Consider the following 17473-nt stretch of genomic DNA (forward strand, 5'->3'; position numbering starts at 1 on the left):
ATGGCAGCTTTTTCCTACCAGGCACTGGACGCCAAGGGGCGCAAGAAAAATGGCGTCATGGAAGCTGATACCGAGCGCCAGGTCCGGCAGCTATTGCGGGATCAGGGCCTGCTGCCAGTCAGCGTTGACGTCGCCGAGCAAAGTGCTAGCGCCACCGCGACCACCCGCACCGGTGTTTCAGGTTGGCTGGCGCGCCGCCGCGTCCGTAAAATCAGTGCCGCCGACCTGGCGCTCATCACCCGTCAGCTGGCGACTCTGGTGGCCGCTGCGATGCCGATTGAACAGGCCTTACTGGCCGTTGCCGAACAGACCGACAAGCCGCGCTTACAGAAACTGGTCATGGCCGTGCGCTCGCGCGTGGTGGAAGGCTATTCGCTGGCAGTGGCAATGGCCGATTATCCGCATATCTTTGACAAACTCTTTACCGCGATGGTGGCGGCGGGCGAGCGCTCAGGGCATCTCGACGAAGTACTCAACCGCCTGGCCGACTATACTGAACAACGTAATCAGCTGAAGGGTCAGTTGACGCAGGCGCTGGTGTATCCGGCCGTGCTGACCTTGGTCGCGGTCAGCGTGATTATTTTCCTGCTGGTGTCAGTGGTACCGCAAATTGTCGAGCAGTTTGGTGACCTGGGACAGGAGCTGCCGTTTATTACCCGCGCCTTACTGGCGGTAAGTGAGTTCTTACAAACCTTCGGGCCTTTTATGTTAGTCGGCATTTTGCTGGCGCTGGTCATTGGCGGACAGCTGTTGCAAAAGCCCGAGCGGCGCGACAAGTTTCATGCCTGGCAACTGAAACTACCGATGATCGGCAATGTCATAAAAGGTGTGAACACCGCGCGGTTCTCCCGCACCTTAAGCATTTTGACCGCTTCGGCGGTGCCCTTGCTTGAAGGTCTGCAAATTACCGCGCGGGTACTCGGTAACCGCGCCATGCAACATGCGGTCACCGCTGCCGCTGACAGAGTACGGGAAGGTTCATCGCTGCGCGCCGCGCTGGCGCAGACCAAATTATTTCCACCGATGATGCTGCATATGATTGCAGCGGGTGAGAAATCAGGTGAACTGGAACAGATGCTCGGTCGCGCGGCCGACAATCAGGACCGCGACTTCGAAAACACCATGAACGTGGCACTGAAGGTATTTGAGCCGGCGCTGATTATTGTCATGGCCGCCGTGGTGCTGGTTATTGTGCTGGCAATTATTCAGCCGATCTTGCAGTTAAACCAAGCCGTCGGCTTGTAAAGTGGAGGTACTATGAAAACTACGAAAGGTTTCTCTTTGATTGAAATCATGGTCGTCATTGTCATTTTAGGACTGTTAGCGACCCTTATTCTGCCCAACGTGCTGGGCTCGGCCGAACAGGCCAACGTGCAAAAAGCCAAATCTGACATCATCGCGCTGGAAAATGCGCTGGTGCAGTATAAGCTCGACAACAATTCTTATCCGACCACTGAGCAGGGTCTCGAAGCGCTGTTGAACGAACCAACGATGGATCCGTTACCACGCAACTATCGCCGGGGCGGCTACATCCGCCGTCTGCCAACTGACCCCTATGGTGCTGACTACCTGATGCTAAGCCCGGGTGAGTACGGCGAGATTGACGTGTTCTCTGCTGGCGAAGACCGTCAGCCAGGTACCGACGATGACATCGGCAACTGGAACCTTGATCAAAACTAAGGGGTTTACCCTGGTTGAGGTAATGGTCACCATTGCCATCATTGCGGTGATGGCAATTACGGTGACCTTTGTCGTGCCTGATCAACAGAATGATGCCCTTGATGACAGCGCGGAAGATCTCTATCAGCGCATTCGCTATGCCCAGGAATACGCGCTGCTACGCCATGCCATTTTGGGTTTAAGGCTGGACGAGCGGGGCTACACCTTTGTGCAATGGCAGGATAAAAAATGGCAGCCGCTCGATTATCGTGGCTTGCGCGCACAAGAATGGCCCGAAGGCGTGGTGTACGAAATTGACAGCGAAACTGAAGCGTTGCTAGGGCAGGATGAGGACGCGGTGGAGGCCTTTTTCGCGCCCCCCGAAGATGCCCGCGTCAGTGCCGAAGAGCGCGAAGCGCAGCAACCGCAGCTGTGGATTCTGGGCAGTGGTGACATCTCCGTATTCAAGTTACGGCTACAGCCATTGAACAATCTGGCCGGGTACGGCTGGCTGATAAGCAGTGACGATGGTTATCAGGTAACCTTGCAGTCGCTGCGCGAAGCAGCGGCGAACTCCGCGGAAGCCTCCTGATGCAGTGTCAACGCGGTTTTACTCTGGTGGAAGTGATGGCGGCGCTGGCGATTTTTGCTATGGCGGCGCTGGCCGGCGTGGCCGCGGCGACCAATCATCTGAATGATCTCGCTCATCTGCAGGAACGCACGCTGGCACGCTATGCCGCCGCAAATGCGCTGGCGCGGATTTCGCTTGACGATGAACCGCAAGAGGTCAAAAAAGGCAGTGAAACCATCGCCGATCAGCAGTGGTACTGGCAAGCCACCTTTACCGAAACCGTGACGAACGAAGTGGTGTATGTCGAAGTGAGCGTCAGCACCAGCGAAAACAGCAACGACAGCAGCTATCGCCTCGGGCGTTATCTGAGGGTAAGCGAATGAGGCAGCGCGGTTTTACGCTGGTAGAAGTGCTGGTGGCCATTGTGGTGTTTGCCATTATCGGCCTGGCGAGCGCCGCGGTCGTCAATACCATGATGCGCACCAACGAGCAAAGCAGCGAAGCGCGTACGGCCTTGCTGCAGTTGCAACAGGCCATGTTACTGATTGAGCAGGATTTACGCCAGACCGTATCGCGCCGTACACCAAGTGGTGAGCACTATGTCAGGGCTGGCTGGTTTAACCCGGGGCAGCTGTTGCCGCGCAGTGAATTGCAGCCGTTTCGCTATTTTGTCAATGATGACCAGCAGCTCATTCGCGAGCACTACAGCTACCCCGACATGAGCAAGAGTAGTGATCCGGTGCAGCGCGTGTTGCTGGAAGGTATTACCGATATCACCATTACGCCGATTGTCAAAGGCCAGGAGCAGGAAGAAGAAAGTGAAGGGCCCATGGCTATACCTGACGGTGTTGAGGTGACGGTAGAAAGTGACTATTGGGGCACCATTGTGCGGGTATTTTTGTTAAACGGAGGCGACTTCAGTGACCCAGCACCGAGCCCGTAACCACTGTTACAGTGTGCCACCGGCGCGTCAGCAAGGCGTCGCGCTGGTCATGGTTTTATTAGTGGTGGCACTGGTGACGGTACTGGCGGTGCAGCTGAGTCAGCGCATGCAAATGAATGTCGTGCGCACCATGAATTACCAGGACAGCGAGCAGTCGTACTGGTACTGGCTCAGTGCTGAAGAAATTGCCCGGCAGCTGTTACAGGTACAGGTGCGCGATAGCCGTGGTGTCATTCATCAGGGCCAGGTCTGGTATCTGCAAACCGTAGAAGAGCGGGTGTACCCCATTGAGGGCGGCGCGCTGGCAAAGGCGGCAATCACAGATTTGCAGAGCTGCTTCAATCTGAATGCGCTAAAAGGCGATAACCTGAGCACCGAACAACTGGTTCGGCGTAAAGTACAAATGCGGATGTTGCTGCAGGCAGCAGACGAAAATATTGATGATTATCAGGCCGATGTCATTGTTGAGAGTATGGCCGACTGGCTCGACAATGACGAGCAGATGAGCAGCAGTTACGGTGCTGAGCGCGCCGACTATGAGAGTCTGAGCGTGCCTTACCAGGCCGCGAATGACTATTTTGTGCATGAAAGCGAGCTGCGCCTGGTGCGCGGCGTGAGTCAGCAGATTTACCAGGCACTAAAGCCGTTTGTCTGTGTTATACCCAACAGCAACCGGCTTCAGCTGAATATTAATACCGTCGCGCGTGGTGAAGTGTTGCACGCCATCAGTCTTGGCGCGCTGACCGTCGACGCCGGTACGGCAGCGATTGATAACCGACCGGATGGCGGCTATGACAAGGTGGAAGACGCGCGCAATAACTCGATTCTGGCGCAGGCCAGTCAGCAGCAGATCAACCCGAATTTTGGCGGCGTGCCGCGACCCAGTGGCATTACGGCAGAGTCACTGGGCGGTATGTTTGACGATCTCGTGGTAAAAAGTAATTATTTTGAATTAGACACCCACATTGACTACGGCGAGATGACGCTCAGTGGGCAAAGTAAACTCTACGTCAGTGAGAGCGAGGCCATCGTGCTCATGCGTGGACGAGGAGAACCTTAATGGAACAGCTCTACATTCATCTGGCGCAGCCGGTGCGTTGGCTGATCTGGCACCCGGGCCAGGGTGAAGTCATTGCCAGCGGCGAGCTAAGCGACAGCGGCCAACTGCATCAGCTTAGCGAAAAAGCACAGCGCTGCACTGTGACCGTGCTGGTCCCCGGTCAGGACGTACTGCTGACCGAGGTACGACTACCTGCCGGTTCGCAACGGCTGTTGCCGCAACTGGTACCTAATACGCTGGAAGACGAGCTGGCCAGTGACATCGACAGCCTGCATTTTGCCTGGCCAGCCAATGCGCGCCCGGGTGGCGTCGACGTGCCGATTCCGGTCACCGTGGTCGCAAAAGAGCGCATGCGTGAGTGGCTTGACGCCTTGCAAAGCGCTAACCTTGAGGTCGACGCAATGTATCCCGATTACTTTGCGTTGCCGGTAGTAGAAGGTGGTGCACAGTTACGTCTTGGTCACAGCTTGCTGGTCCGTGAGGGCGAGTGGCAGGCCTACAGCACCGACTATCCGCCGCTACTTACCAGCGACGCGCAAGATATTACCGACCAGTTTGAAATGCCGCTGCAGGTTGCCAGTGCCGCGCACGTGCAGAATGGCATTAATTTGCGCCAGGGTGACTATCGCCCAGTGCGTAAGCGCCGTAAGCAAAACCTGCAATTACCCTGGCGCCCGGCCGCCATCGCCGCGGCCATCGCATTGCTGGCGTTGTTCGGCCAGCAGCTGACCACCTATCTGCAGTTGGGGGAGGAAAACGAGCAGTTGCAGGCGGCCATTGAAACAACCTTCCGTGAAGCTTTCCCACAAACTACACGTATTGTGAACGTGCGTAGTCAGCTGCGGCAGCAACTTGCAGGCTTAGGTATGAGCAATAGTGCTGGCGCTGACCTGGCCACTGGTGGCGTCAGCATGTTAGGGGAGCTGGAGCCGGCTTTTGCCAGCACACCTGATTTGCAACTGGAGTACATTCGTTATAATAACGCCACCTTACAGCTGCAAGTGAATGCCCGCGACTTTGACAGCCTGCAACGCTTTCAGGAAGCAGCAACGCAAACCGGGTTAAGTGTGAATCAGGGCCAGGTGACCAATCAGAATGGTGCGGTCACCGGTACCATTGAAGTTCGCAAGGAGAGTTAATTTATGTGGCCTGAACAGTTACAACAGCGCTGGCAGCAGCTGAATAGCCGTGAACAATTACTGGTTAGTCTGGCCGGTGTGGTGTTGGCCATTTGCATTGTTTATTTTGCTCTGTGGCAGCCGCTACAGAACGGTATTGATGCCCGTCAGGCACAACGCGACGCGCAGCAGGAGACGCTGGCATGGGTGCGCGAGAATACCGGCCGTTATCTGGCGCTGCGTCAGCAGGCACCGCAAAGCCCTGGCCCGGCACGTCAGTCAAACTTAAGCCTTGGCGATATCCCCCGTATTGTCACCCAGCAGGCCAGCCAGCTGCGCCTTGATGTCGGGCGGCTGAATCCGGAAGGACAATCGCTGGTGGTGGTCATGAATGACGTGCCGTTTAATCAGGTGCTGGCCTTTATTGACGCGTTGCAACGCCAATCAGGACTGGTGGTCGAGCAGCTTGATATAACCCGTGCCGGTAAGCCTGGCCACGTGCATGTGCGACGACTGAAAGTAGGTCTGGCATGAGTTGGCGCTGGTTGCTCTGGCTGCTCCCGGTTTATCTTATCGGCTTAGTCGTGTTCGCTCCGGCACGTTTATTGCTGTGGTTTATTCCCGCACAAAGCGGTATTGAACTGAGCGCCATCTCCGGCACGCTCTGGGACGGCCAGGCCTCGGTTAGTGCGCCGGCCAATCAGCAGTTAACATTAACCTTTCACCAGGTGCAATGGCAGTTGCAGCCATGGGCGCTCTTCACTGGCAAGGCGCAGCTGGCGTTTCGTGTGCCATCGGGTAATACCGTGCAGGGCAGCGGCACGGCCACTTTGGGTATAAACGGTGCGGTGCAATTGCAGGGAGAATTTTCCGGTAATCTGCAAGAGGCCATTCAGACCTATCAGTTGCCGGTGCCTGTTACCCTCAATGGCGACTGGTCGCTTAATGTACAGCAGTTTCAACTAAATGATCTTGCTGACGGGCATTGGTGTAATGAGTTACAGGCCCGCGTGGTCAGCCGCGATACTGAGGTGCGTTTTAATCAGCGTTGGAGCGACCTGGGTGAATTCAGCACGCTTCTGAGTTGTAATGCCGGCAACGAGATTGTCGCCGATATGGCCGCGGACAATCGTCTTGGCCTTAGTTTTGAGACCGTGATCGGCGGCACGCAACAGTCGCCCCGTATTGCCATTTCGGGCAGCATGCGTCCGACCACGCAAACCCCACGCGAAGTCGCTGATATGTTAGTATTTCTGGGAAGGCCCGACGCAACAGGCGCCTACCAATTTCGTTTTACGCTCTAAAGGAGTAAAGAGATGGACAAATTTATGACCTGGATTAGCAATAACCAGGAACTGATTCTGAGCTACACCATTAAGTTTGTGGTGGCGATACTGATCCTGATCATTGGTAAGATGATCGCCAACAGTGTTGCCAAACTTCTGGGTAAAGGTTTGACCCGCAAAGGCGTTGATGGCGCCGTCATCAGCTTCTTAAGCGCCATTGTCAAAAGCGTGATCTTTATCGCCGCTATTTTAATGGCGTTGTCACAGGTGGGTGTACAAACCACGTCATTTATTGCCATTTTAGGTGCTGCCGGTTTAGCCATCGGTCTATCACTGCAGGGCTCACTGTCCAATATGGCTTCAGGCGTGTTGATCATTACTTTCCGTCCATTCCGCGCCGGTGAGTATGTTGAAGCCGGTGGTGTGTCGGGTACCGTTGAAGAAGTAAATATTTTCCAAACGGTCTTGAAAACCCCGGACAATAAGGTTGTATTTGTACCGAACGCGCAAATAACCGGTCAGCCGATCACCAACTACAGCCGTGAAGACACGCGCCGCGTTGATTTGCTGATTGGTGTCTCGTACGACGCTGACTTGCATAAAACCAAAGAAGTGCTCGAGAGCGTCTTAAAAGCGGATGATCGTCTGCTGAAGGAGCCGGCCTGGAATATTCAGGTGCATGCGCTGAATAACTCATCGGTCGACTTTATTGTACGTCCGTGGGTGAACGTCGGCGATTACTGGCCAGTATACTGGGATTTAATGCGCGAAATTAAAATTGCGCTCGATAAGAATGATATCGGTATTCCTTATCCGCAAATGGACGTACATTTATTTCGTCAGGCTTCACAAGATTAAAACTTAGTGCTAACCTTTGAAGTGTCATGGAAAGTAAATTTTCCTTGATTGGCCAATCAATAAGAAAAAGCACATAGAGGTGTATTTATATGTTAAAACAAACTGCATTAGCGGCTGCGATCAGCTTGATCCTAAGCCCTGCTGCCTTAGCGCAGACGGGTGGCGGTGCAGCTAATGGCGACGCCGACGGTGGTGGTTACATCACTAAAGGTACGGTAGCTGCCGGAGCTATAGTAGCGCTGACCATCGCAGCGACTCTGGACAACGACGACTCTGACGTTGTTCCGCCACCGGAACCAGAGCCGGAGCCAGAACCTGAGCCAGAACCTGAGCCTGAGCCTGAGCCAGAACCTGAGCCAGAGCCAGAGCCAGAGCCAGAGCCACCGGTGACGACAACGACCGCACCAGTGGTGACCACCACGACAACTACAACGACGACAACTACCAACTAGTCGTTTAGTAAAGTGAAGTATGAAATACCGCAGGTGCGCACTGCGGTATTTTTTTAAATGGCACACGGATGAATACTACAATAAGTGAAAACTATGGCCAGCACGTCCCGAATTCTGCTCCTGGGAGCTCTCTCCGTACTCGTCCTTAGTGGTTGTAGTGCGCGTGTTCAAAATATGGTCGATACCGCCCGAACGGCTGTCTTTGGTCATGACGGCGTTGAACTGACTACCGAACAGGTCAATAAGTATCCTTACGCCGCCGCCTATATCAAAACCGAGCGTTTCCCGCAGGCCGTCGCAGTGCTTGACCGCACCAGTGACCAGCAGCGGGTGTATCGCACCGGCGGTGACGAAGCGCTCACCACCCGCTTCGGACGCGTTCTCACTAGCTCCGGCATTCCTGGTATGCCGCTTTACACGCTTAACTGGCAAGCCGATCCGCTGGCGTGCTATGTGCAACAGCTGCACCGTGGCACCAAACAACGCTGCCCCGATAGCTGGGAGCGTCAGGTTGAGACAGGTAATTACGGCGAAAATGACCTCCAGCGTGTCACCTTTAACAGTTCGTTTAACGTCAGCGAGCAGCGAAGCTATCTTCACCCCGATGGCACGGAATTGACGATAACCGTTATCCGTGAAGTCGGAGCAGCGGGCGATCAGTCCTTTGAGAATACCTTTTACGCAGCCAATGGACGGGTGGTGTATGCCCAGCAGTGGGTGTCCGATGCCATTGGTTACGTCACCTGGCGAGAAATGAAACCATTCAGTGGAGACTTACCATGAAGAACTTAGGTTTCCGCACAGGAGTTGCATCCTTTATCGTAGCGGCAATGCTCACCACCAGCACGACGCTGGCGGCGCCACAACAAGCGCAGGCAGATGCGCCGGCGACCCAGGTGATCGTGGGTGAGGGCGTGGTTACTTTTTCAAAGCCTGCACGATTACTGAATCTGTACCAGATTGCGCAACTTGATCCCAGTGCCTACTGGCCGAGCAGCCGTCTGATTAGTAGCACGCAGACTAACAAGCTACAGCAGCGCCGCCAATTTATGCTCGAACAGCTCAGCGATTTAGCTCAATCAGCCTTTATTCAGGGTGAAGAAGAACTAGCCGCCGCGGCGCGCGCCTATGCCGCACAAATTCCGGGCTGGCCGTTGATTGGTGCAGAATGGGTAGGTGTGACGAAAATCGATGACCGCCTTGACGTGCAAAGCGGCGTCGATGTTGAGCGCCCAAGTTTGTACAGCAGCTTTAATGGTGCCGTTGCGAACCTGCAGGCCAATCCGCAGTTACCTGAAGGGCAACTGCAATTTTTGCCACCAGCTGACCTCGGGCCCTGGCAGGTAACCGTGATTAGCCCTGCCGGCGTGCAGCAATTTAACTTTGATGAAACCGATACCGTGCGTGGCATACTGCAACGCGCCGGTAGCTTCAGTGAGAATTATGATCTTGCTGAAGTTACGCTGGTATCACTTACCGGTTTAAGTCGTACGACTCATGTGGCCTATTACAACGACGATGAAGCTTTGCCACCGGTACACGGCATTATTTTTGTGGGGTTAGATGTCAGCAATATGAATGCAGGCTGGCAACAGGTCAATGCACAACTTGCCGCACTTTTGAGTTATTGGAATCCGCAATCATGAATGAAGTAGTTATCCCGAAACTGTCAGTTAGCCGAGTTGCTGCCGCGATCAGTGTGGGTTTGTGCGCAATGGTCGCCAGCACCAGTGCCCAGGCCGATCAGTACACCAGCCAATCCGACTTTGGCGGGGTAGGCCTTATGCAAATGCCAACCGCGCGGTTTGCCGATTACGGCACCTTGTCAGGGCTTTATTACGATAACGAAGAATATCGGCGTCTGGCAGTAAGTCTGTCGTTGTTTCCCTGGCTAGAGACAACGATACGTTACAACGATATCCGCCCGATTACCTACAGCGGTAACCCCGAGTTCAGCGGCGATCAGACCGGAAAAGACAAAGGTTTCGATGTTAAATTACGCGTATGGGAGGAGAGCTACTGGGTGCCACAGGTGGCAGTCGGTTGGCGCGACCTTGCCGGTACGGGAATTTTTGCCAGTGAGTACCTGGTCGCCAGCAAACAGTTTGGCCCGCTTGATGTCACTCTTGGCCTGGGTTGGGGTTACATGGGCCGGCGCGACAATATCAGCAACCCGTTCTGTGAAGTGTCGGATACCTTTTGTGTGCGTGAGCCAGGCTATAGCGGTCGTGGCGGGCGCTTTGAAACGGATAAATGGTTCCGTGGCGACGCTTCGCTATTTGGGGGATTCCAATATCAGACGCCTTTTGATCCATTGGTACTGAAAGCCGAGTACGATGGCAATGATTACAGCCGCGAGCGTTACCTGGGGCAGTTGGAAGTTGATTCGGCCTGGAACTTTGGCGCCGACTACCAGCTGACCGATAACTGGACGCTGAAACTTAGTTATGAGCGCGGCAATACGCTGATGTTTGGTTTTTCCGGAGCCATTGATCTAAATAGCATGGGGCAGGTGAAAACAGCCAACCGCCGCGTACCAACGCCGGGCACGGCCACTGCGCTGACCCGCGCCGAAAGCAAGGACGATAGTCGCGACCTGTATCGTATGGCCAGCGACTTCTACAGTTTTGGCGGTGTGGCCGTCAGCGAAATGCAGCACGCCCGTTCTGAGCAAAGTGATGAAGTTGATACCTTAAGAGTCTACGGTCAGCAACTGTACTACCGTGACTCGCAGCAGGGTATCCGCCAGGTGGCACGCGTCGCCGATCAGCGTTTGCCAGAAAACTACAAGTTTGTTGAAGTGGTGGAGCAGCATGATCAAATACAGCTCAACACCACCGTGATCGATCTGGAAGAAGCGCGCCAGGCCATTCACAACCTCGACCTGACCACCGAGCTTGAAGACGCCTTCACGCGTACCAACACCGACCTGGACCTGCGCGAAGATAAGGGTTTTTACGAAGCCCGTTATCAGCGCACCTGGCCACGCATCAGCGTGCGGCCATTCCTTGATCAGAGCTTCGGTAACCCGGAAAACTTCTACATGTATCAGTTCGGCCTCGACGTGAATGCCTCTATGTGGATTGCGCCGGGCACCTTTGTGCATGGTACCGTCAGCGGCAACCTTTTGACCAATTTTGACGACTTCAATTTCCTGGTCGACTCGTATTCATCACCGCTGCCGCGGGTACGTACTTATATTCGTGAATACGTTACTTTTAGTGATATCTGGCTGAGCAATTTGCAGGTCAGCCATATTAACCAACTGGCGCCGAATGTTTATACCAGTGTCTACGGCGGTTATCTCGAGCGTATGTTCGGTGGCGTCGGTACCGAATTGTTGTATCGTGAACTCGACAGTAACTGGGCGGTGGGCGTTGATTTAAACTGGGTGAAGCAGCGCGATTATGAAAGTCACACGGGCTTTTTAGATTACGATACTTTTACCGGTCACATTACCGGTTACTATCAGCCATCGTTCCTGCCAAATACATTAATTAAGGCCGCGTGGGGTAAATTCCTTGCACAAGACAACGGTCTGCAGTTAAATGTTGAACATAAGTTTAAAAGTGGTGTCCTAGTTGGTGCCTACGCAGCGAAGACCAATGTGTCATCAGCGGAATATGGTGAGGGCAGCTTTACCAAAGGCTTTTACATTAGCTTCCCGATTGACCTGCTGCAAACCGAGCATAGTCCGAACCGTGGTTATATCGGCTGGACGCCGTTAACCCGTGATGGTGGGCAAATGCTCAGCCGTGGTATACAGTTGTTCCATGCAACGGATCTTCGCAGTCCGTTTTACAAAGAGTAACGGAGTACATACAGGAGAACATTTATGAAACGTGCGCAGACGCGTAAGACAGCCGGCTTCACCTTAATTGAGCTGCTGATTGTCATTGTCATTTTGGGGTTGCTGGCCAGTCTGGTCGCGCCGCAAATGTTTTCCAAGGTTGACTCATCGAAAATTAAAACCGCTGAGACCCAGATGAAAATGCTGGAGACCTCACTGAATACCTACCGTCTTGATATGGGGCGCTACCCGGAAAGTCTCGACTTGCTGCTGGCCAGCGACGAGGCAAATTGGCAGGGCCCTTATTTCCCGAAAGACGTACCGCCCGACCCCTGGGGCAACGATTATGTGTATCGTATGCCTGGCGATGATGGTGCACCCTTTACCTTGTTGTCCTACGGCGCCGATGGTCGCGAAGGTGGTGAAGAGAATAACGCTGATATTATTCACCAATAAGTGACGCTTATGAGCCTAGCCAATGTTTCGCAGTTGTTCACTGAACGTTTTCGGGTCAACGAAGAAGACTTGACCAAGGCTTTGCAATTTCAACATCGCAACGGCGGGCAACTTGAGCAGATACTGGTGCGCATGGGTGCGCTCAGCTCAGAATTCCTACCCGACTATTACGCCCAGGTCTACGAATTACCTCAATTGCAGGAGCGTGAGATCCAGGCGCTCATCGATAACAATGCGCATTGGCAACAATTGCATGAACAGCTGCCCGAAGGCCTGGAGCGCAAGTGTCTGCAACACCATTGCGTGCCCATCGGTTATCAGGACTCGACGCTGCGCGCGGTCTGCACCAACCCCAGTCAGCCGGCGCTGCTGGAATTTGTTGCTAACCAGCAGGTCGAGTTGGCACTGGTGGGTGAAGACGCGTTCAACCAACTGAAAAATCGTTTGCAGCAAGAAACCGAAGGTACCAGCGAGGCGACTGGGCTAACCATGGTCGAAGAAGACCGCTTGCGTGAAATGGCCTCTGAAGCGCCGACCGTGAACCTGCTGAATAATCTCATGGCGAAAGCCCTGCGCCGTCGCGCTTCTGATATGCACATTGAGCCTTGGAAAGGCAAAGGGCGGGTACGCTATCGCATTGACGGCGTGCTGCACGAAGCTGACTTTATTCCTATTCATATGGTGCTGCCGGTCGTCACGCGGCTGAAACTCCTCTCCAGTATGGATATTGCCGAAAAACGCCGCCCGCAGGACGGTAAAATTGAGTTGCGTATCGACGGCCTCAATGTCGATGTGCGGGTCTCGGCTTTGCCAGTGGGTGAAGGCGAGAGCGTGGTCATGCGTTTCCTGCTGCAGGACAACCTTGCCTATGACGTGAAAACTCTGGGCATTGAGCCCGACGTAGAAGCATTGCTGCTGGAAGACATTCAGGCGACCAGCGGGGTGATTCTGCTGACCGGGCCCACAGGTTCGGGTAAGACCACTAGCTTGTATTCGTTCTTGTCGCGCCGCAACGAACCCGACGTAAAAATTATTACCATTGAAGATCCGGTGGAGTATCAGCTCGACGGTATTAATCAGGTGCAGGTACAAGGCGATATTGGCTTTAGCTTTGCTCACGCATTGCGCTCGGTGGTACGGCAAGACCCTGACATTATTATGGTCGGTGAGATCCGTGACGCTGAAACCGCGGGCATTGCGCTGCAGTCAGCACTCACCGGGCACCTGGTGTTCAGCACCCTGCATACCAACGACGCCGCCAGCGCCTACACTCGCTTGCTCGACCTCGGCGTGGAAGAGTTTTTACTCTCGGCCGCAATTAAAGTGATTGTCGGTCAGCGCCTGGCCCGTAAACTTTGCCCGCACTGCAAGCAGGTGGACCCTGAGGCAGAAACTGCGTTTCGTAAGTTGAAAATGGACTGGTTGGTGGAACGGTTTGCCGTTCAGCCTCAATTACATAAGGCGGTGGGTTGTGAGAAATGCGCCCATACCGGTTACAGCGGACGGGTCGCACTGATTGAGTACATGCGCTGTGACGAGCAACTGACTGCCTTGCTCGGCGATGCCGAATTTTTAACTAAAGCGCGCCGGCTGAACCGCGAGCGGGGGTATCGCAATCTGCTCGAAGACGGCGTATTGAAAGCGCTGCGCGGTGAGACTACCATCGCTGAAGTGGTGAGGGTGGCAGGCTAATGGCATGGTTCTCGTACGTCGCCTATAACACCAGTGGCGTTGAACAAAAAGGCCGTATTGACGCTGTTGACCTGGAAAGCGCGAAAGCACGTCTGGAAAAACAACAACTGCTGGTAGCCGATATTAAAGAGGCGTCGGGTAGTTTAAATGCCAGTTTGTTCGGTGAGCGCGGGCTGAACGTCAGCGACGTTGAGTTCTTTACTGCCGAGCTGAGTTTATTGCTGACCTCGGGCCTGCGGGTCGACAAAGGCCTGGAGATACTGCTGCATAATGTGGAAAAACCAGCGCTGCGCGACCTGCTGCAGGATGTGCTGCAACAACTGAAACAAGGTCACAAGCTGTCGGAGAGTTTGGCGAAGTTCCCGGTATTCAGCTCGCTTTACATTGGCTTGGTGGAAATTGCCGAAGAAACCGGTGAGCTGGCCGCCACCTTTCAGCGTCTGGCGGCAGAGCTGCATTACCAGATGGAGCTACGCGATAAAATCAAACAGGCGTTGGTATACCCCGCAGTGATCCTCACTGTCTGTATTGCCGCTATCGTTTTTATTTTCAATTTTGTGGTACCGAATCTCACCTCATTGTTTCAGGACGCGGAAAACCTGCCGGGTTATACCGTTGCTCTGTTGGCGGTCAGCGACTTTTTCACCACCTATCAGTGGTGGCTACTGCTTGGGTTGATCGTTGGCGGCTTCGCCTTATGGCGCTATCGCGAACATTCAGCCGTGCAACGCCTTGGCAACTGGTGCCGCGAACGTCTGCCGGTGGTCAAAGGCGCGAATATTCTGGTCGAGCGCATTCGTTTTAACGCGGCGTTGAACGTGATGCTCAATTCCGGCGTTGCCATTGACCGTAGTATGAAACTGGCGGCGCGTACCTTGCGCACCGAGTCATTGCAGGCAGAAGTGACCCGGGCGGCAGAGCGCGTAAACCGAGGCGACAGCCTGGCGGAGTGTTTAAGTGAGTCGCGCCTCTACCCACCGTATTTTGCCGCGTTGCTGGCCATTGGCGAAGAAAGTGGCGAACTGGCCCGGGTATTTGGGGAAATTGCCGATCGTTCGCGGCGTACGTTTTACAGCTGGGTCACCCGCTTTACCAGTTTGCTGGAACCTGCACTTATCTTATTTATGGGGGCTGTGGTCGGCTCGATCGTCGTCGTTATGATGCTGAGTATCTCGGCCGTCACAGACATGCCAATATGACGGGCCCCACACCTCGTTACGGCTTTACGCTTATTGAACTACTGGTGGTCATGGCCATCATCGCCATCGCCGCCACCCTTATTGGCCCGGTTGCCCTGAATCAGTACCAGCGCAGCCAGCAAACCGCCGAACGCGAAACCCTGCTGCGCCTGCTCGACCACTACACCTTCACCGCCTATAGCCACAACCAGAGCTTTACCCTGCTGGCCGACGGCCCCAAAATAGTTATCCACAAAGGGCTGCCCCCTCTGGATAAGTGGCGCGAGGGTAGTGCGGGCGCGGGGTTGGTGCAGGCGCTGGAATTTGAGTTTTTGCGTTTTCCACAGCAGCAGATGGTGCTGAACCGGCACGGTTTCTGGCAGCCGGCCGTGCTTGAGTGGCGCGAGGGTGAGCGCGCGCAAAATACCACGCTCAACATGGCGCTGGTCGAAAGCGGAGGTGATGATGCGCCGCGCGAGTGAGGGCTTCACGCTAATAGAGATTTTGGTGGCGATGACGATTTTGTTCGCCACCGTCGTTACCGGTGTCATTGCCTTTCAGAATAATATGCAGAACTCGGTGAAAGCGGCCGAGGTAATGCACGTGCTGAGTCAGGTCGACGCGGCGCGCAGCTCGATTCGCTTTACTCTGCAGCACGAGCAGCAAACCAGCGGGGCCGACCTTTATACCCAGGACGTGAAAGTTGACTGGCAGGCAAATGAGGTTGCGTACTTGCCACCGGCGCCCTTTTTCGATGAGGACACCGGCAGCTTTAATCAATTCGCGCCGCGCTTCCATTTATACGCCATCACCCTGACCATGCAGTATGGCAGTACCAAAAGGGTGTTTAACTACGAGGAGCTGGTATGGGACGAAACCATGCAACAAGCGGCTTCACCTTAGTTGAGACACTGATTGCCATGGTGTTGCTGAGCCTGCTGATGATTAGCGGCGCGCTGGCATATGACTATTTCAGCCAGAACTGGCAGCGCAACAAAGGGCTGGCAGACGTGACACTGGAGCGCCACCATTTGCTGACTTTGGTGCAAAAAGTCAGTTGGAACACTTACGCCAAAACGGTCGCCATGGGCAATGAGCGCTACGGCTTTTATTTTCTTGGGCGTGACGATGGTTTTACCGCAGTGTCGCAAATTAGCGTGCAACATCCGGACCTGCCGGCAGTCTACCGTATTTTCCGCGAGCCCAATGGTCGCAACGGCTACCGGCTGGTGTATGAAGAAGCAGTGCTGCGCGACACCTATTTGACCAATGCCGATCAGCAGCTCCCTTTTAACTTTCGTCGCATTCTTTATGACAATATCGAACAGCTAAGCTTTGACTATTATGGCTATCAGTCACTGACTGAACGCAACGCGACCGTGGCGGGCGATATGGGCGAAACCTTCCAGTTAGAGTGGTTTAGTGAATACGACGGGCTGCAACGCTCACTGCACCCGCAGGCGGTGGCGATTAACTTAAATGGCTTTCGCTGGCTGATTGAAGTGCCGGACACCGTCGAGCAGGCAATGTCGGGGTATAACACTGATGTATAAGCCAACCGGACAACAGCAACAGGGCATGGCATTGTTTCAGGTACTGCTGATAGTGGCGATTATTTCGGTGCTTCTCATTATTATGAGTCAGCAGACGCAAAGTTCGGTGGCGCGGGCGCAGCAAATGCAGGACCAACTGGAATTGCAACTGGCGCTCGACTCCAGCGCCGCTTACATGGACAGCCTGCTGATCAGCAATGAATGGCTAAGCGCCCGCAAGGACCAGCAAAACCCGCTTTATGGCATCAATTTTTATAGCCACGCCACGCGTATGCCGCTACCGCAACGGCTCGCCTATGCACCGTTGAATTATCAGGTCACACTGGCGCTACAAAACGAAGCCAGTTTAATTGACCTCAATTTCAGCACCAGCAAGCTTCAGAAGCTGCTGATACATCTGGGTAAAGCCGAGCCTGAGGCGCGTCGTCTTGCCCAAACCGTGCGCGACTGGGTGAGCTCCGGCGGCGGCCGCACATTGCAGGCCATTGCTGAGCTAAGCCAGCTACCGGGCTGGCAGGTGAGTGACGTCGAGCTTATCCGTCCTTACGTCTCAGTACGCGCGCCGATCTTTAATCCGGCCTGGATGCCAGACGGCCTCTTGCCTGTATTGCTTAGCCCATGGCAAGCTGATAGTATCGTTTCATTACGAGAAAACAACGAAGTTTCAGCGGGTTTATTACAAGAGTTTTACCCGGAAACCGACCCCCTCGATAGCGGCGTTTTTCCAGGAGAGTCGCAGCGTATGTGGTTGACTGCTGAGCCTCAGGGACTAAGCCTTTATAGAGAGGTAGATTACCGGCCAAGAAATCCGAGTCCGCTGCGTTCTCACGCGACCTATTACCAGCTAAAAGAATAAA

Annotated in this window: 21 protein-coding genes; all 21 read left to right on the forward strand. The window is 54.4% G+C overall.

From position 1 onward, the window contains the following. The 21 genes from gspF to CWI71_RS03990 all read left to right on the forward strand — a co-directional run bounded on the left by gspF (position 1) and on the right by CWI71_RS03990 (position 17472). Positions 1–1245, forward strand: coding sequence for a type II secretion system inner membrane protein GspF (gene gspF / locus CWI71_RS03890; protein WP_126753947.1), 1245 nt, complete (start codon positions 1–3; stop codon positions 1243–1245). 12 nt (positions 1246–1257) lie between these two features. Then, positions 1258–1680: a type II secretion system major pseudopilin GspG gene (gene gspG, locus CWI71_RS03895; protein WP_126753948.1), complete on the forward strand. Its 423-nt coding sequence runs from the start codon at positions 1258–1260 to the stop codon at positions 1678–1680. Beyond that, positions 1646–2251: a pilus assembly FimT family protein gene (locus CWI71_RS03900; protein WP_126753949.1), complete on the forward strand. Its 606-nt coding sequence runs from the start codon at positions 1646–1648 to the stop codon at positions 2249–2251. The genes gspG (CWI71_RS03895) and CWI71_RS03900 overlap by 35 nt, the downstream gene beginning before the upstream one ends. Continuing rightward, on the forward strand, positions 2251–2613 hold the full coding sequence (gene gspI, locus CWI71_RS03905; protein WP_241967615.1) for a type II secretion system minor pseudopilin GspI: 363 nt from the start codon (positions 2251–2253) through the stop codon (positions 2611–2613). Before CWI71_RS03900 ends, gspI begins: the two co-directional genes overlap by 1 nt. Beyond that, the gene (locus tag CWI71_RS03910) at positions 2610–3173 is read left to right on the forward strand and encodes a type II secretion system protein GspJ (protein WP_126754029.1); all 564 of its coding nucleotides are present in this window, start codon (positions 2610–2612) and stop codon (positions 3171–3173) included. Before gspI ends, CWI71_RS03910 begins: the two co-directional genes overlap by 4 nt. Further along, positions 3151–4233, forward strand: coding sequence for a type II secretion system minor pseudopilin GspK (gene gspK, locus CWI71_RS03915; protein ID WP_126753951.1), 1083 nt, complete (start codon positions 3151–3153; stop codon positions 4231–4233). Before CWI71_RS03910 ends, gspK begins: the two co-directional genes overlap by 23 nt. After that, positions 4233–5372, forward strand: coding sequence for a type II secretion system protein GspL (gene gspL / locus CWI71_RS03920; protein WP_126753952.1), 1140 nt, complete (start codon positions 4233–4235; stop codon positions 5370–5372). The genes gspK and gspL overlap by 1 nt, the downstream gene beginning before the upstream one ends. A 3-nt stretch (positions 5373–5375) precedes the next feature. After that, complete coding sequence (gene gspM, locus CWI71_RS03925; RefSeq protein WP_126753953.1) at positions 5376–5885, forward strand: type II secretion system protein GspM; 510 nt, start codon at positions 5376–5378, stop codon at positions 5883–5885. After that, a complete protein-coding gene (locus CWI71_RS03930) occupies positions 5882–6655 on the forward strand; it encodes a type II secretion system protein N (protein ID WP_126753954.1) in 774 nt (257 codons plus the stop codon). Before gspM ends, CWI71_RS03930 begins: the two co-directional genes overlap by 4 nt. A gap of 12 nt (positions 6656–6667) precedes the next feature. Beyond that, on the forward strand, positions 6668–7495 hold the full coding sequence (locus CWI71_RS03935) for a mechanosensitive ion channel domain-containing protein (RefSeq protein WP_126753955.1): 828 nt from the start codon (positions 6668–6670) through the stop codon (positions 7493–7495). 89 nt (positions 7496–7584) lie between these two features. Next, positions 7585–7947: a hypothetical protein gene (locus CWI71_RS12060; RefSeq protein ID WP_198678719.1), complete on the forward strand. Its 363-nt coding sequence runs from the start codon at positions 7585–7587 to the stop codon at positions 7945–7947. Between the two features lie 93 nt (positions 7948–8040). Beyond that, positions 8041–8730, forward strand: a complete 690-nt coding sequence (locus tag CWI71_RS03945; protein WP_126753956.1) for a YjbF family lipoprotein — start codon at positions 8041–8043, stop codon at positions 8728–8730. Further along, complete coding sequence (locus CWI71_RS03950) at positions 8727–9593, forward strand: capsule biosynthesis GfcC D2 domain-containing protein (RefSeq protein WP_126753957.1); 867 nt, start codon at positions 8727–8729, stop codon at positions 9591–9593. Before CWI71_RS03945 ends, CWI71_RS03950 begins: the two co-directional genes overlap by 4 nt. After that, on the forward strand, positions 9590–11758 hold the full coding sequence (locus CWI71_RS03955) for a YjbH domain-containing protein (RefSeq protein WP_126753958.1): 2169 nt from the start codon (positions 9590–9592) through the stop codon (positions 11756–11758). Before CWI71_RS03950 ends, CWI71_RS03955 begins: the two co-directional genes overlap by 4 nt. Before the next feature lie 24 nt (positions 11759–11782). Continuing rightward, on the forward strand, positions 11783–12193 hold the full coding sequence (gene gspG, locus CWI71_RS03960; RefSeq protein WP_126753959.1) for a type II secretion system major pseudopilin GspG: 411 nt from the start codon (positions 11783–11785) through the stop codon (positions 12191–12193). Between the two features lie 9 nt (positions 12194–12202). Beyond that, positions 12203–13885 carry a GspE/PulE family protein gene (locus CWI71_RS03965; RefSeq protein WP_126753960.1) on the forward strand — a complete coding sequence of 561 codons (1683 nt, stop codon included), beginning with the start codon at positions 12203–12205 and terminating at the stop codon, positions 13883–13885. Continuing rightward, positions 13885–15084 carry a type II secretion system F family protein gene (locus CWI71_RS03970; protein WP_126753961.1) on the forward strand — a complete coding sequence of 400 codons (1200 nt, stop codon included), beginning with the start codon at positions 13885–13887 and terminating at the stop codon, positions 15082–15084. Before CWI71_RS03965 ends, CWI71_RS03970 begins: the two co-directional genes overlap by 1 nt. After that, positions 15081–15545, forward strand: a complete 465-nt coding sequence (locus CWI71_RS03975) for a type II secretion system protein (RefSeq protein ID WP_126753962.1) — start codon at positions 15081–15083, stop codon at positions 15543–15545. The genes CWI71_RS03970 and CWI71_RS03975 overlap by 4 nt, the downstream gene beginning before the upstream one ends. After that, positions 15529–15966 carry a type II secretion system protein gene (locus CWI71_RS03980; protein ID WP_198678720.1) on the forward strand — a complete coding sequence of 146 codons (438 nt, stop codon included), beginning with the start codon at positions 15529–15531 and terminating at the stop codon, positions 15964–15966. Before CWI71_RS03975 ends, CWI71_RS03980 begins: the two co-directional genes overlap by 17 nt. Continuing rightward, entirely contained in the window at positions 15930–16616 is a 687-nt protein-coding gene (locus tag CWI71_RS03985) for a PulJ/GspJ family protein (protein ID WP_126753964.1), read from the forward strand. Before CWI71_RS03980 ends, CWI71_RS03985 begins: the two co-directional genes overlap by 37 nt. Further along, positions 16609–17472: a hypothetical protein gene (locus CWI71_RS03990; protein ID WP_126753965.1), complete on the forward strand. Its 864-nt coding sequence runs from the start codon at positions 16609–16611 to the stop codon at positions 17470–17472. Before CWI71_RS03985 ends, CWI71_RS03990 begins: the two co-directional genes overlap by 8 nt. Position 17473: the final 1 nt, after the last annotated feature.

Origin of the sequence: Pseudidiomarina insulisalsae, from assembly GCF_003987065.1 — a bacterium.
Taxonomy (GTDB): Bacteria; Pseudomonadota; Gammaproteobacteria; order Enterobacterales; family Alteromonadaceae; genus Pseudidiomarina; species Pseudidiomarina insulisalsae.

Excerpts from the sequence above, each read along its gene's own strand:
- gspF (WP_126753947.1), top strand. The coding sequence starts at position 1 with ATGGCAGCTTTTTCCTACCAGGCACTGGACGCCAAGGGGCGCAAGAAA.
- gspG (WP_126753948.1), top strand. The coding sequence starts at position 1,258 with ATGAAAACTACGAAAGGTTTCTCTTTGATTGAAATCATGGTCGTCATT.
- CWI71_RS03900 (WP_126753949.1), top strand. The coding sequence starts at position 1,646 with ATGACATCGGCAACTGGAACCTTGATCAAAACTAAGGGGTTTACCCTG.
- gspI (WP_241967615.1), top strand. The coding sequence starts at position 2,251 with ATGCAGTGTCAACGCGGTTTTACTCTGGTGGAAGTGATGGCGGCGCTG.
- CWI71_RS03910 (WP_126754029.1), top strand. The coding sequence starts at position 2,610 with ATGAGGCAGCGCGGTTTTACGCTGGTAGAAGTGCTGGTGGCCATTGTG.
- gspL (WP_126753952.1), top strand. The coding sequence starts at position 4,233 with ATGGAACAGCTCTACATTCATCTGGCGCAGCCGGTGCGTTGGCTGATC.
- gspM (WP_126753953.1), top strand. The coding sequence starts at position 5,376 with ATGTGGCCTGAACAGTTACAACAGCGCTGGCAGCAGCTGAATAGCCGT.
- CWI71_RS03930 (WP_126753954.1), top strand. The coding sequence starts at position 5,882 with ATGAGTTGGCGCTGGTTGCTCTGGCTGCTCCCGGTTTATCTTATCGGC.
- CWI71_RS03935 (WP_126753955.1), top strand. The coding sequence starts at position 6,668 with ATGGACAAATTTATGACCTGGATTAGCAATAACCAGGAACTGATTCTG.
- CWI71_RS12060 (WP_198678719.1), top strand. The coding sequence starts at position 7,585 with ATGTTAAAACAAACTGCATTAGCGGCTGCGATCAGCTTGATCCTAAGC.
- CWI71_RS03945 (WP_126753956.1), top strand. The coding sequence starts at position 8,041 with ATGGCCAGCACGTCCCGAATTCTGCTCCTGGGAGCTCTCTCCGTACTC.
- CWI71_RS03950 (WP_126753957.1), top strand. The coding sequence starts at position 8,727 with ATGAAGAACTTAGGTTTCCGCACAGGAGTTGCATCCTTTATCGTAGCG.
- CWI71_RS03955 (WP_126753958.1), top strand. The coding sequence starts at position 9,590 with ATGAATGAAGTAGTTATCCCGAAACTGTCAGTTAGCCGAGTTGCTGCC.
- gspG (WP_126753959.1), top strand. The coding sequence starts at position 11,783 with ATGAAACGTGCGCAGACGCGTAAGACAGCCGGCTTCACCTTAATTGAG.
- CWI71_RS03965 (WP_126753960.1), top strand. The coding sequence starts at position 12,203 with ATGAGCCTAGCCAATGTTTCGCAGTTGTTCACTGAACGTTTTCGGGTC.
- CWI71_RS03970 (WP_126753961.1), top strand. The coding sequence starts at position 13,885 with ATGGCATGGTTCTCGTACGTCGCCTATAACACCAGTGGCGTTGAACAA.
- CWI71_RS03975 (WP_126753962.1), top strand. The coding sequence starts at position 15,081 with ATGACGGGCCCCACACCTCGTTACGGCTTTACGCTTATTGAACTACTG.
- CWI71_RS03980 (WP_198678720.1), top strand. The coding sequence starts at position 15,529 with ATGCGCCGCGCGAGTGAGGGCTTCACGCTAATAGAGATTTTGGTGGCG.
- CWI71_RS03985 (WP_126753964.1), top strand. The coding sequence starts at position 15,930 with ATGGGACGAAACCATGCAACAAGCGGCTTCACCTTAGTTGAGACACTG.
- CWI71_RS03990 (WP_126753965.1), top strand. The coding sequence starts at position 16,609 with ATGTATAAGCCAACCGGACAACAGCAACAGGGCATGGCATTGTTTCAG.